Annotated in this window: 13 protein-coding genes; 7 read left to right on the forward strand and 6 right to left on the reverse strand. The window is 46.7% G+C overall.

Translation table 11 applies throughout. The annotated features are described in order from the left end of the window. Positions 1-322 precede the first annotated feature (322 nt). The 4 genes from ABIX36_RS14365 (at position 323) to ABIX36_RS14380 (ending at position 3,862) form a co-directional block, all read left to right on the forward strand. Positions 323-1,585 (forward strand): DUF5103 domain-containing protein, encoded by a 1,263-nt coding sequence (locus ABIX36_RS14365; protein WP_348082855.1) that lies wholly within the window; start codon positions 323-325, stop codon positions 1,583-1,585. 147 nt (positions 1,586-1,732) lie between these two features. After that, positions 1,733-2,257, forward strand: a complete 525-nt coding sequence (locus ABIX36_RS14370; protein WP_348082856.1) for an acyl-CoA thioesterase — start codon at positions 1,733-1,735, stop codon at positions 2,255-2,257. 167 nt (positions 2,258-2,424) lie between these two features. Next, positions 2,425-3,294, forward strand: a complete 870-nt coding sequence (locus tag ABIX36_RS14375; protein WP_348082857.1) for a pepsin/retropepsin-like aspartic protease family protein — start codon at positions 2,425-2,427, stop codon at positions 3,292-3,294. 43 nt (positions 3,295-3,337) lie between these two features. Continuing rightward, complete coding sequence (locus ABIX36_RS14380) at positions 3,338-3,862, forward strand: O-acetyl-ADP-ribose deacetylase (RefSeq protein ID WP_348082858.1); 525 nt, start codon at positions 3,338-3,340, stop codon at positions 3,860-3,862. A 74-nt stretch (positions 3,863-3,936) separates the two neighbouring features. Here ABIX36_RS14380 and ABIX36_RS14385 read toward each other — a convergent pair whose 3' ends face one another. The 4 genes from ABIX36_RS14385 to ABIX36_RS14400 all read right to left on the reverse strand — a co-directional run bounded on the left by ABIX36_RS14385 (position 3,937) and on the right by ABIX36_RS14400 (position 7,364). Further along, a complete protein-coding gene (locus ABIX36_RS14385; protein ID WP_348082859.1) occupies positions 3,937-4,344 on the reverse strand; it encodes an EVE domain-containing protein in 408 nt (135 codons plus the stop codon). A gap of 178 nt (positions 4,345-4,522) precedes the next feature. Continuing rightward, positions 4,523-5,269 carry a carbonate dehydratase gene (gene can, locus ABIX36_RS14390; RefSeq protein ID WP_348082860.1) on the reverse strand — a complete coding sequence of 249 codons (747 nt, stop codon included), beginning with the start codon at positions 5,267-5,269 and terminating at the stop codon, positions 4,523-4,525. 12 nt (positions 5,270-5,281) lie between these two features. Further along, entirely contained in the window at positions 5,282-6,886 is a 1,605-nt protein-coding gene (locus ABIX36_RS14395; protein WP_348082861.1) for a SulP family inorganic anion transporter, read from the reverse strand. Positions 6,887-7,031: 145 nt separating this feature from the next. Beyond that, positions 7,032-7,364: a hypothetical protein gene (locus tag ABIX36_RS14400; RefSeq protein ID WP_348082862.1), complete on the reverse strand. Its 333-nt coding sequence runs from the start codon at positions 7,362-7,364 to the stop codon at positions 7,032-7,034. A gap of 100 nt (positions 7,365-7,464) precedes the next feature. Here ABIX36_RS14400 and ABIX36_RS14405 point away from each other — a divergent pair, with 100 nt between their 5' ends. From ABIX36_RS14405 to ABIX36_RS14415, 3 genes are all read left to right on the forward strand, one after another. Then, positions 7,465-9,006 (forward strand): acyl-CoA carboxylase subunit beta, encoded by a 1,542-nt coding sequence (locus ABIX36_RS14405; protein WP_348082863.1) that lies wholly within the window; start codon positions 7,465-7,467, stop codon positions 9,004-9,006. A 131-nt stretch (positions 9,007-9,137) separates the two neighbouring features. Next, a complete protein-coding gene (locus ABIX36_RS14410) occupies positions 9,138-9,563 on the forward strand; it encodes an endonuclease domain-containing protein (protein ID WP_348082864.1) in 426 nt (141 codons plus the stop codon). An 81-nt stretch (positions 9,564-9,644) separates the two neighbouring features. Continuing rightward, the gene (locus ABIX36_RS14415; protein ID WP_348082865.1) at positions 9,645-10,478 is read left to right on the forward strand and encodes an isocitrate lyase/phosphoenolpyruvate mutase family protein; all 834 of its coding nucleotides are present in this window, start codon (positions 9,645-9,647) and stop codon (positions 10,476-10,478) included. A 259-nt stretch (positions 10,479-10,737) separates the two neighbouring features. On the opposite strand, the gene ABIX36_RS14420 is transcribed toward ABIX36_RS14415, so the two are convergent. After that, positions 10,738-11,094 carry a hypothetical protein gene (locus ABIX36_RS14420; RefSeq protein ID WP_348082866.1) on the reverse strand — a complete coding sequence of 119 codons (357 nt, stop codon included), beginning with the start codon at positions 11,092-11,094 and terminating at the stop codon, positions 10,738-10,740. Positions 11,095-11,221: 127 nt separating this feature from the next. Next, positions 11,222-12,556, reverse strand: coding sequence for an MBL fold metallo-hydrolase (locus ABIX36_RS14425; protein ID WP_348082867.1), 1,335 nt, complete (start codon positions 12,554-12,556; stop codon positions 11,222-11,224). Positions 12,557-12,623: the final 67 nt, after the last annotated feature.

Here is a 12,623-nt window from a genome sequence, read left to right on the forward strand (position 1 = left end):
ACAACTGAAAGTTTGTGAATAGCTTCTCTTGATAATGTTTTTTGCCTTGCATGACGTTAATATACTAAAAATCAACATATTAACGAAATTATCAGGCAAATAAATAATACGTTGTGCAACGGCCACGAGGACAGTTGCGCCAGCGGGTGAATTTTTTTCATACTGAGCGATAGCGAAGGATCTGATAGCGAACTTTGCATCACCGCTAAGCACGTCGGCGAGTAGATACTTCGCTATCGTTCGGTATGACAAAGTGATCTCACTGCGAAAGCTCACTGAAATATTTTCCCGCCACCCGCGTTTTTGTGCTATTATTGTGATAATGAAAAAAGCCCTTTGCCTGTTAATTCTTTCTGCGCTAACCTTTTCTATTGCCTTCGCGCAAGCACCTTACGGCAACGATGTATTTCGCCCGGAGATTAAAAGCGTTGAGTTTTATAAAGTAGATAAACAGGCGGCGGCTTTCCCGGTGATCAGCTTAAACAGCGAGGAAAAAGTTGTTTTAGGCTTTGACGACCTGAGCGGTGGCAGTCGTAATTTTTATTATACCATTGAGCATTGCGATGCCAACTGGAACTCCTCGCACCTCTCCCCTGCCGAGTACCTGCAAACTTTTATGGACGACAGGCTTTTTAACTACACTTATTCATCGGGCACGTTTCAAAAATACACGCACTACGAGTTAACCTTACCTAATCAAAACATCGCCCCCAAAATATCCGGTAACTATATTTTAAAGGTTTATGAAGACGGCGATCTTAATAAAATGATCCTTACCCGCCGCATGTATGTGCTGAACAGTCGCGTAGGCGTTGGCGGCACTATTGGTACATCAAACAATGTAGCGGCAAGGCGTACCAACCAAAAACTGAATTTTACGGTAGATTACGGCGGTATTAACGTGCAAAACCCCAACCGCGATATCCGTGTGCTGGTGATGCAAAACAACCGCCCCGAAACCGGCAAAATGAACAATGTGCCTACCTACATCCGTGGCACACAGCTGGTTTATAACGATGTAAACATTAACGATTTTGCGGGCGGGAACGAGTTCAGGCACTTTGATACCCGTTCGTTAAAGGTAAATTCGGAGCGGATAGGCCGAATCTACCGCGATACGGCCAACACCGTAATGCTGCTGGGCGACCCAAACCGTAACCTGCCCAACTACACTTTACTGTATGATAACGATGGCAAGTACTACGCCATTAACCAGGATGGCCGTGATTCGCGCACGGATGCGGATTACGCGCACATGTATTTTAATGTGGGAACGAATAAGGCTGAGACAGAAGGCACGCCTTACATCGTTGGCCAGTTTAACGATTATAAGATTGATGCGAATAGCCGGATGCAGTTTGACAGTCGTGGCCGTTTTTATACCAACCTACTGCTAAAACAAGGCGTTTATGATTATATGTACGTTTGGGTGAGCAACGCCACTAAACAACCCGATTACACCGCGCTGGAAGGTAATTACTTTGAAACCGAGAACGAGTACCAGCTACTGGTATACGCCCGCCCCGCCGGTGCCCGTTGGGAGGAGTTGGTGGGTTACAGTTTGTTACGGACGGTGCGGCCGTAAGCCTTTCCGTATAAACGCGATACTTTGCGCCTCCCTTAGGACGGCGACAAACTCTGCGTCAGCAAATATTCATTAAGACGCGAAGTATCGCGTCTCTACAACAGATTGGCAGTGTGCTAATTTCCCCTTAAAAACTATCTTTGCAGTATGAACGGAAAAGCGCCTAAAGAATCATTCACCATCATGAACGAGCTGGTATTGCCCAACGATACCAACACCCTCAATAATTTAATGGGTGGGCGCTTGCTGCACTGGATGGATATAGCGGCCGCCATATCCGCGCAAAAGCATTGCAACCGCGTAGTGGTGACCGCGTCGGTAGATAACGTTTCCTTTCATCACCCCATAAAACTGGGCGATGTGATCACCATAGAGGCTAAGGTTACCCGTGCGTTCACCACCTCAGTAGAGGTAAGGATGGATGTATATGCTGAGAACATCCCGCAAGGTACCCGCCATAAAAGCAACGAGGCTTACTACACCTTTGTAGCGCTGGATAAAGAAGGCGGCAAAGTACAGGTGCCCGAACTGCTCCCCGAAACCGAAGACGAGGTAGAACTTTACGAAGGCGCGCTCCGCCGCCGCCAGCTCAGGCTGATCTTAGGTGGTAAAATGAAACCGGATGATGCTACAGAACTGAAAGCGCTGTTTTTCGCTGCGCAGAAGAAGTAAGCACGGCATGTCCCCTTTTACTCACCCCGACAACGCTACGCTGGTCGACCCTCTCTACCTTCGGTAAAGAGGGTTAGAGGATCATTTTAACGTCCTCTCCTTTGGAGAGGATTTAGGTGAGGCTTTTGTAACTTTCACCCTGCTCATCCATCCAAATAAAAAACCGGATGATGAAAAACACCTGCCTGCTTGCCTTTGCCTTACTTTTTGCCTGCTGCAATATCGCCACTGCGCAAAACAAACTGCAATTTTCCATCCCGTTTACCCTGGTAGATAACCGCCCCTTCATCGAGGTGAAAATTCAAAATAAAACCCTGCATTTCATCCTGGATTGTGGTGCTACAGATGTTATAGACGTTACATCAGCAAAGGCTTTACATCTCAACCTCGAAAATGAAAGCACCACAAGCGGCGCCGGTGCTAAACGGATGCCCTCCTGGGAAACTACCGTGGATACCACCCGCATTGGTAAGGCTACTATACTCAAAGGAGATTTTAACGTGGTAGATCTTTCCGAAATCAAAAATAAACTGCACCTGCCCTACCTCGACGGTGCTATCGGCTATAATTTCATGAAGGGCTATATCGTACAATTTGATTATCCTAACCACACGGTAAACTTTTACAGCTCCTATGCCGGCACAAACGGTATACATTTTAGTATGTATTACCATATCCCAAAACTAAAAGCCACTATAGATGGGAAACCCGCCACCCTGATAATGGATACCGGCGACCGCACCGCCCTTACCGTATTTAACCATTATGCAGAAAGCACAGGCATTAAAAACCGCTATTCACTGTCAGATACCAGCATCACGGGTTATGGCATAGGCGGGCCTATTTATGCCCGCACCTTCACGCTGAAACAAATAGGTATTGGCAAACAGTTAATAGCTGGTGTACCCTCCCGCATTCCCATGCTCAAAACCGGCGGCTTTGCCGATAACAATATTGACGGCAGCATAGGCGGCGGCATTTTAAAACGCTATAAGTTTACAATAGATTATAAACGGAATTTGCTGTATTTGGAGTAATTTCGGCACAAACAGGTACGGACAGACAACCGTTATAAGCTTTATGGATTCGAGAATAAAACTACAGCAGGGCGATATCACCAAATTACAGGTAGGCGCCATTGTAAATGCAGCCAACAGCAGCCTGATGGGCGGCGGCGGAGTTGATGGCGCTATCCATCGCGCGGGTGGCAAGCAAATACTTGAAGAGTGCATAAAAATTGTGGACCGACAGGGCCGCTGCAAAACCGGCAAAGCAGTTATTACCAGCGGGGGCAAGCTGCCTGCCAAATATGTTATCCATACCGTTGGCCCGGTTTATAATGGTGGAAAAAACGTTTTGAAAGAAGAAGAGCAATTGGCCGGCTGTTATACCAACAGTTTAAAATTGGCTGTAGAGAATGGGATAAAAACCATCGCCTTCCCCAATATCAGCACGGGCGTTTACCGTTTCCCAAAACAGCGAGCGGCAGAGATCGCGGTAGCAACCGTTGAGAATTTCCTGGCAGAAAACCATCAAATAGAAGATGTGATCTTTATTTGCTTCGACGATGAAAATCTGGGCATCTATCAAAACCTCGGCTTGTAAATTCGCCAAAAAAAATTGAGCGAAAAGGCGCGTTTTCACCCCTTTTAGTGATAAAAAACGCAAGTTTTTGGAGCTTAATTATTTGCCAGTTCCAGTATCCTGTCAAATTCTTCGCGTTTAACGCCCATTACTGATAGGCGGCCCTGGCGTACCAAGCCAATATCTTTGAGGCGCTCATCGGCTTTTATTTCTTCGAGGGTTACGGCGCGTTTGAGGCTTTCTACGGGCTCAAGGTCAACCACTACCCAGTTTGGGTCTTCGGTTGTGGGGTCCTGGTAGGCTTCTTTTACCACGCGGGCAATGCCCACAATTTCTTTACCCTCGTTACTGTGGTACCACATCACCAGGTCGCCTATTGCCATTAGCCTCAGGTTGTTGCGCGCCTGGTAATTGCGTACGCCATCCCAAAAAGTGCGGCCCTCTTTGTTGAATTTATCCCAGCTATATTTAAATGGTTCTGATTTTACCAACCAATGATTCATGATAATGCGCTATAATTTACCAGGCAAATATGATAAAATGCCGCAGTAAACTAAATAGCGGGCTAACATATTTACGCAAATACCACATAAACAGGGCAGCCAACATTCACCAATAAAAAACCCCGGCTGCAAACCTGCAAACCGGGGCTAATTTAAACCTCATCTCAACATGAGTATTTTAGTGCGCAGCTATGGCTTCTACACCGTTCAGTTCGTATACATAACCCAGGTTATGCGGGCTGCTGCTGGTCACTTTTAAGTCTTTTACAAGGCCGCTACCTAGGTCTATCACCCAGCCATGTACCTCCAGGTCGTGGCGTTCCATCCAGGCATTCTGCACAATGGATGTTTTGCACAGGTTATAAACCTGCTCGCTTACGTTAAGCTCAACCAGGCGGTTAACCTTTTGCGTTTCATCTGTTATACGGTCCAGCTCGTGGCTGTGCAGGCGGTACACATCTTTAATATGGCGCAGCCAGTTATCAATAATGCCAAATTGCTTATTAGTAAGCGCGGCGGCAACGCCACCACAGCCATAATGGCCGGCGACTATAACGTGCTTCACTTTCAATACGTTAACCGCGTAATCAAGCACGCTCAGCATGTTCATATCCGAGTGATTGCACACATTGGCAATGTTACGGTGTACAAATACTTCGCCCGGTTTAGTGCCCGTAACTTCGTTTGCCGGTACGCGGCTGTCTGAGCAGCCTATCCACAGCACTTCGGGGCTTTGGCCTTTTGCCAGGTTTTTAAAATATTCCGGATCCTCGCTGATGCGTTTTTCCACCCATTGGGCGTTGTTAGCTATCAGCTTTTCGTAGCTGCTTTTTTGCGCCAGCGATATCTGTTTTACATCAATAGCCGTTTTGTTGCTTTGGCCGTTCTGGCCGTTGTTGTTTTTTTTATCTTCTATGGTCGACATGGTAAATTTCTTTTAGAGTTTATAAACTAATTCTTTTAATGGCGGTACGTCATACTTATCCTTAACATCGATAAGTTGTACAATGATGCCCTTGGTATAGGCATTGTGCTTGTAATTGTGGATGATCTCCAGTACATCCGGGTCTATAAAGCGGGAGTTAGAACCATCGATGATCACATCGCTGCCTTTTGGTAAGCTGGTAAGCGTTACCTGTATGGCTGCTTTGTTGAGGAACGATACCTCTTCTGCAAGCCTCAGGGTGATGGTTTTCTTATCGCCTTTAGTGGTTATCTGGTAAAAATATGGGTTACGTAAATTGGTACGCAGTATATAAAATATACCCACCATCATGCCTATCCCTACGCCTATCAGTAAATCGGTAAATACTACAGCTACAATGGTAACCACAAAGGGGATAAACTGATCGAGCCCCTTGTGCCACATGTGCTTAAACAGCCCGATGCGCGCCAGTTTGTAACCCGTCATTAACAGGATAGCGGCCAAACACGATAAGGGTATCTGGTTAATCAATTTAGGGATAAACAACAGGGATAAGAGCAGCATCAGCCCATGAAAAACTGCACTTACTTTGGTACGTGCACCTGCATTTACGTTAGCAGATGAACGCACGATAACCGCCGTCATAGGTAAACCACCAAGCAAACCGCTCACTAAATTGCCAGCCCCCTGAGCAACCAGCTCGCGGTTCGTAGGTGATATTCTCTTTATTGGGTCTATTTTATCTACAGCCTCCAGGCTTAGCAGCGTTTCTAAACTCGCTACCACGGCAATGGTAAAGGCTGTTATCCAAACTTCTTTATTTGTTATGGCGCCAAAATTCGGGCTTTTAAACAGCGCGAAAAATTCTCCGCTGTTATTCACCATCGGTAAGTTAACCATCTGTTTTTCCTGCAATGCTAACCCTGTCCCGGCAAATAAAGCGCTTAGCGCAATACCTGCAAGCACCACCAATAATGGGGCAGGCACCATGGCCACTTTTTTAATTTTTGGCCAGTAGATCAATATTACTAAGGACACTCCTGCTATAATAACGGCCCCGTAATTGATCTTGCCGAGCGCGCTCATAATACCGCTAAAGGTGTTGTTGCCTTCTCCTGCTTCACTAAAGCCTTCATCGCCTTCAAAATCCTTGTCATAGCCAACGGCGTGCGGAAATTGCTTCATGATGAGGATAATACCTATAGCGGCAAGCATCCCTTCTATAACAGGGGACGGGAAGTAATTGGCAATGGTGCCGGCCTTTATAATACCCAGCAGTATCTGCAGCGCCCCGGCTATCATCACCGCCAATAAAAACGTTTCGTAGGAGCCAAGCTTGGTGATAGCGTTTAATACAATAACAGTTAAACCCGCAGCCGGCCCGGCAACGCTCAGTTGCGAACCGCTGAAGATACCAACCACAATACCACCAATAATACCGGTTAATATCCCCGCGAAAAGCGGCGCGCCGGATGCCAGCGCAATACCCAAACATAGGGGCAGTGCTACCAGGAACACCACTACACTTGCGGGCAGATCTTTTTTAAGATTTTTAGACAGGAAATACTTTTTCAGGTTGAGATCGCCGCCGGCGATGCCTCCTTGATTAATTTGCATAACAGTTTTTTTTAGAATGAATTTGGGGACCAACAGCCGGGTGCCAGAGCCATGATAAAACACGACCAAGCATGCTGCTTCAACCGTAAACAAAATTGTACGGCTGGCTACCCGGTTCAGTGTAATTTGAACCGGCTAAAAGGTGTTATGCGTTGGGAGGTGGGGTAGGTACTACCGGGTGGTAAACCTGCGTGTAGAGCGAATGTTCCTGGTTGTGCAGTACGTTGGTTTCAACTATAAAAGTTTTGTAAACCACAAAGTGCAAGTAGTTTTCATCGAAGATCTTTTTCTCTTTAAAAGCGTCCTTCTCAGGATCCTCTTTTTCGGTTTTCGATTCGTGCTCCAGCTGCATAATAACCGCGTTCACCGCTTTATTATCGAGGCATAAAAAAGCAGGTGCAATGGATATAACCATCTTTGCAACAAAGATGCTCATAAACAAAACCACTACCGAAATTTTTAAATTTCTTGCTTTCATGCGTCGGCAAATATAGTAAAATCTGTAAACCAAAAACAGTGTAATTACAATCTTACAATTTAATTACTAATTTTAGCGCTGTACCTAATAAACCGGGATAGTGAATAAAAAGTTAGAGATACTACAGCAAAAGCGCCAAAAAGCGCTCGAAGGTGGCGGCCACGCCCGTATAGAAAGCCAACATAAAAAGGGCAAACTAACCGCACGCGAGCGCCTTCACTTTTTATTGGATGATGGCAGTTTCCAGGAGATCGGGATGCTGGTTTCGCACCGTTCTACCGATTTCGGGATGGAAAAAGAGAAGTATCCCGGTGATGGTGTGGTTACCGGTTACGGTACCGTTAATGGCCGGTTGGTATATGTTTTTTCGCAGGACTTCACCGTTTTCGGCGGCTCATTATCAGAAACTCATGCCGAAAAGATCTGTAAGATAATGGATCTGGCGATGAAAAACGGCGCACCGGTTGTCGGCCTTAACGATTCCGGCGGTGCCCGCATCCAGGAGGGGGTGGTATCGTTAGGTGGCTACGCCGATATATTTTACCGCAACACCATGGCCAGCGGCGTTGTGCCGCAAATATCGGCCATTATGGGCCCTTGCGCTGGCGGCGCGGTATACTCCCCTGCCATTACCGATTTTATTTTAATGGTAGAGCATACCAGCTATATGTTTGTAACCGGCCCCAACGTGGTAAAAACAGTAACGCACGAGGTAGTTACATCAGAAGAGCTTGGCGGCGCAAATACCCACGCGACTAAAAGCGGCGTAACCCATTTCGCCTGTACAAACGAGATAGACGCCATACAGCATGTGAAGAAACTACTAAGCTATATGCCTCAAAATTGCGAGGACCGCGCCCCTTCCCTGCCCTACGAAACCGGCAACGAAAGCCGCCCCGCATTAACCACCTTACTGCCCGAAAATAATTCCCAGCCTTACGATATCCGAGAGGTGATTGAAGAAGTAATAGATGGCGCATCGTTTTTAGAAGTTCATAAAGATTTTGCTGAGAACATTGTTGTTGGCTTTGGCCGGCTGGCAGGTCGCAGCATTGGGATTGTTGCCAATCAGCCAGCATTTTTAGCCGGGGTGCTGGATATCCATTCCTCCCAAAAGGCGGCTCGCTTTGTCCGTTTTTGCGATAGTTTTAATATTCCGCTACTGGTGTTCGAAGATGTACCCGGCTTTTTACCGGGTACCGACCAGGAGTGGAACGCCATTATCACCAACGGCGCCAAATTGCTTTTTGCATTCTGCGAAGCAACCGTGCCGCGTATTACGGTAATTACCCGCAAGGCTTACGGTGGCGCTTATGATGTAATGAACTCTAAACACATCGGTGCCGATATGAACTTTGCCTGGCCAACAGCCGAAATTGCCGTGATGGGTGCCAAAGGTGCCGCCGAGATCATCTTTAAACGTGAAATAACCACCGCCGAAGACCCCGATGCTAAATGGCGCGAAAAAGAACAGCAATATGCCGAGATCTTCGCCAACCCCTACCGCGCCGCCGAGCGTGGCTTTATCGACGAGGTAATTGAACCAGCCGAAACCCGCATTAAACTCATTCATGCCTTTAAAATGCTAGAGAATAAAGTGGTGAATAACCCGAAGAAGAAGCACGGGAATATTCCGTTGTAAGGGTGAAAGTTTGACTGTTTTGTTGCAGTTTATCCCTCCCTCGGGAGGGGTGGGATGGATTTGTGCGCAAAGGCAGGGAGGGGTTAACCAAGCGATAAGTAACGAATATTAATCTAAACGGATGCGCAGTAATGGCCAAAATAATTCCATACAACCCAAGCTTAAAAGCATTAGCCCGCAAATTGCGGAACGAAATGACTTACGGCGAAGTGCTGCTGTGGAACGAGTTAAAAGATGATAAATTATGGGGCTTTGATTTCGACAGGCAGCGTTGCATTGATAATTACATTGTTGATTTCTTTTGCAAAGCGTTAATGTTAGCCATTGAGATTGACGGCCTATCTCATAATCATGAAGAAGCTTTTCACAAAGACGAGATTAGGCAGCAAAAGTTGGAAAGTTTAGGAGTAACATTTATCCGCTTTAGTGAGGCTGAGGTAAAATATAATATGCTAAATGTGATGCGGGGTATTGAAGAAATTATTCTCCGGCTTATAAAGAAAGACAGTTCCATTAAACTTCCGAAAGATTTTCCATTGGAGGTATTAGATGGTTAATTATTTAATTCTTGATGCATAGTTCATTAACCCCTCCCTACCCTCCCGAGGGAGGGATTAACTACAAAAGTTCAAATCACTATGGGAAATTACACCCTACACCATAAAGCAGAAACCTTTAAAGCCCTGCATCAGCGCAGCGGCATATTTGCCATCCCCAATCCATGGGATGCAGGGTCGGCTAAGGTGCTGGCAAGTTTAGGGTTTGAGGCGCTTGCTACCACCAGCGCGGGGCTCGCTTATTCCTTAGCAAAGCCCGATGGCGAAGGTATGGTAACCCTACAAGAAGCTTTGAACAATAGTATGGCGATCAGCGCGGCTGTGAACCTCCCCGTTTCTGCCGACCTGGAGAACGGTTATTCCGACGATCCCGAAGGCTGCGCCCAGTCTATCCTGCTTGCTGCAAAGGCGGGCGTTGTTGGCGGTTCCATAGAGGATTCAACGGGTAAGTCTGGCTCGCCGATATATCCTTTTGAATTATCCGTAGAACGCATCCGCGCCGCGGTTAAGGCAGCCAGGAGTTTAGATTTTCCGTTTATGCTGACCGCAAGAGCCGAGAATTTGATCCATGGAGTTATCGAATTAAAGGATACCATTAAACGCCTCGAAGCTTACGCCGAAGCAGGTGCAGATGTGCTTTTTGCGCCGGGGTTAAAATCTGCAGAAGATATTGCAGTTGTTGTGAAAGCCGTTTCGCCTAAGCCGGTTAACGTGGTGATGGGGTTATCTGGCCCAAGTTTCTCGCTTAACCAACTGGAAGACCTGGGTGTAAAACGCGTGAGCCTCGGCTCCTCCTTAGCACGTGCAGCTTATGGGGCTTTCATAAATGCAGCCTCCGAAATTAAAAACACCGGCACATTTGATTTTGCTAACGGGATTATCCCTTACGGCGATTTGAATAAGATGCTAAAATAGGAATCGTGAAAGCCAAGTCCTTGCACGATTCCTCCCAACGGGAGGGTTAACATAGCTTAACACAATTTCAATTTTTATTTTTTAACTATTTGACAATCAACTGATTGAAAACATGTAGGGTTAACATATTTTTCAATAATAGCACCATGATTTTCAAGCCTTTAATTAAGAAACCGAATACTGTTTAATAGTGTCTTATGGACTATTCCCGTCGGTAGGGAATCGCACGAGCCCATTTTTTGAGCTTGTTAAAGCGTTACTACCCCGCTTTCTGCTGCGGAGCGCCTTGCTTAATTTCCTGCAATTCCAGTTCGTAGGCGCGCATACGGGCGTGGAGGATGTCCACTTCGGTGCGGAGCATTTGAATTTCGGTAATGAGTTTGGCAGATTCGGGTTTGTGGATGTTTTTTTCGCCGGTGCCGAGGATGAGCCATTCGGGTGAGTATTTAAGCTGAAAACAAAGCTTGCGGATAAGGTAGTAGCTGATGTCCTGCTTTTTGTTGATCACCTTGCTGATGAAGCCCTGGTCTACCCCAATAGCGTTTGCCAGTGCAAGCTGACCGCCATGCTCCTTAACAATAACCTTTATCCTTTTTACAACTGCGTCGTCCGACATATTCTTCGGATGCAATGATAGTAAATAGTTGATGGATCATAGTTCATAGTTCATAGAAAAAGTTAGCAGTGCACAGATGATAGTTTATGGAGCTCCCTGTGATCTATGAACCATTACCCATGCGCTACTAAATCCACTCTTTCACCGCTTCGCTGAGGTCATAAACCGGGACTGCTTTTATTTTGGCCGAGATAATACCAGCAGCAGCTGCCGAGCGATAACCAGCCGCGCAATGTACCACGATGGGCTTGTCGGCAGGAATTTCGCTAACCCGCTCCCTTAACTCGGGCAAAGGGATAGTAAGCGCATCATTAAACAGCTTGCCTACATTTATCTCCGCCCAGTTGCGTGCATCTATAATGGTAAAACTATCGGTATGCGCTTTAAATTCAGCCAGATTGATCACCGGGGATTTAACGGTCGCACTATCCGGCGTAAGCAAAGCTGCCTTTATATTTTTTTCGTAGCCAATTTTGGCTGCTTTTTTTATCAGGGTATCCAAATCGGCATCTGTCGCACCAATAAGGTAAAATTCCTCGTTGGGGGCAATAACCGAACCCAGCCAGGTCTCAAACTTCTCGCCATCCTGCAGGTTGATGCTGTTTTTAACGTGCCCCTTGCGATACAATTCGCTTGGACGGGCATCAACTACCAATACACCTTTCTCTAATTCTATCTGGCTATCGGCCTTAACAACATTGTTAATACTCTCGGCAAAGTTTGGCGCGCCGGTTTTGTTGAGTTCTACATCATAGCCAAAGTATTTGGGCATAAACGGCTGATCGGCCATTAGGGTTTGCACAAATTTCAGCTCGTCCATCAGTTGCAGGGCGTAATTCTCGCGCAACTCTTTGCCAATGGTGGTCTGCAGGTCGGGGCTCATGCTTTTACCGCAAAGCGAACCGGGGCCATGTGCCGGGTAAACGGTAACATCGGCAGGTAATACCATCAGTTTTTCGCGGGTGCTATGATACATATCGCGGGCAAGTTCCTCTTTTTTGGCGGTGATGTTACCGGCAGTCTCGCGCAAATCGGGACGACCTACATCGCCGGCAAACAGGGTATCGCCGGTAAATATGGCGCAATCCTTTCCTTTTTCATCTTCCAGCAAAATGCAGATAGAATCGGGCGAGTGGCCGGGGGTGTTGATGGCTTTTAGTTTTATATCGTCCAATTTTATCACGTCGCCATCGTCGAAGGTCTCGTGTGGGAAAGTACCGCCTGCCAGCTTGCTTACGTAGATAACCGCGCCGGTGGTTTGGTGGATCTCCAGGTGAGAGCTCACAAAATCGGCATGGGGGTGCGTTTCTATCACGCCCAAAATATCGGCGCTGTGTATTTTAGCAAAATCGTAGTAAGGCTGCGGGTCGCGGGCCGGGTCTATCACCACCATGCGGCCATTGCGTATAATGGCGTACGATGCATGGGCAAGCCCCTTATCATAAAACTGGTTAACTATCATAGCGTATATTGGCCGCAAAGATAATGTTTCGGGCGAAAGGTTTGGAGGAGGAAATGTTGGAGGAGGG

The sequence above is a fragment of the Mucilaginibacter sp. genome (assembly GCF_039925265.1).
In the GTDB taxonomy this organism is placed as follows: Bacteria; Bacteroidota; Bacteroidia; order Sphingobacteriales; family Sphingobacteriaceae; genus Mucilaginibacter.

What these genes read in the sequence shown, in the direction of transcription:
- ABIX36_RS14365 (WP_348082855.1), top strand. Translation starts at nt 323, where the DNA reads ATGAAAAAAGCCCTTTGCCTGTTAATTCTTTCTGCGCTAACCTTTTCT.
- ABIX36_RS14370 (WP_348082856.1), top strand. Translation starts at nt 1,733, where the DNA reads ATGAACGGAAAAGCGCCTAAAGAATCATTCACCATCATGAACGAGCTG.
- ABIX36_RS14375 (WP_348082857.1), top strand. Translation starts at nt 2,425, where the DNA reads ATGATGAAAAACACCTGCCTGCTTGCCTTTGCCTTACTTTTTGCCTGC.
- ABIX36_RS14380 (WP_348082858.1), top strand. Translation starts at nt 3,338, where the DNA reads ATGGATTCGAGAATAAAACTACAGCAGGGCGATATCACCAAATTACAG.
- ABIX36_RS14385 (WP_348082859.1), bottom strand. Translation starts at nt 4,344, where the DNA reads ATGAATCATTGGTTGGTAAAATCAGAACCATTTAAATATAGCTGGGAT.
- can (WP_348082860.1), bottom strand. Translation starts at nt 5,269, where the DNA reads ATGTCGACCATAGAAGATAAAAAAAACAACAACGGCCAGAACGGCCAA.
- ABIX36_RS14395 (WP_348082861.1), bottom strand. Translation starts at nt 6,886, where the DNA reads ATGCAAATTAATCAAGGAGGCATCGCCGGCGGCGATCTCAACCTGAAA.
- ABIX36_RS14400 (WP_348082862.1), bottom strand. Translation starts at nt 7,364, where the DNA reads ATGAAAGCAAGAAATTTAAAAATTTCGGTAGTGGTTTTGTTTATGAGC.
- ABIX36_RS14410 (WP_348082864.1), top strand. Translation starts at nt 9,138, where the DNA reads ATGGCCAAAATAATTCCATACAACCCAAGCTTAAAAGCATTAGCCCGC.
- ABIX36_RS14415 (WP_348082865.1), top strand. Translation starts at nt 9,645, where the DNA reads ATGGGAAATTACACCCTACACCATAAAGCAGAAACCTTTAAAGCCCTG.
- ABIX36_RS14420 (WP_348082866.1), bottom strand. Translation starts at nt 11,094, where the DNA reads ATGTCGGACGACGCAGTTGTAAAAAGGATAAAGGTTATTGTTAAGGAG.
- ABIX36_RS14425 (WP_348082867.1), bottom strand. Translation starts at nt 12,556, where the DNA reads ATGATAGTTAACCAGTTTTATGATAAGGGGCTTGCCCATGCATCGTAC.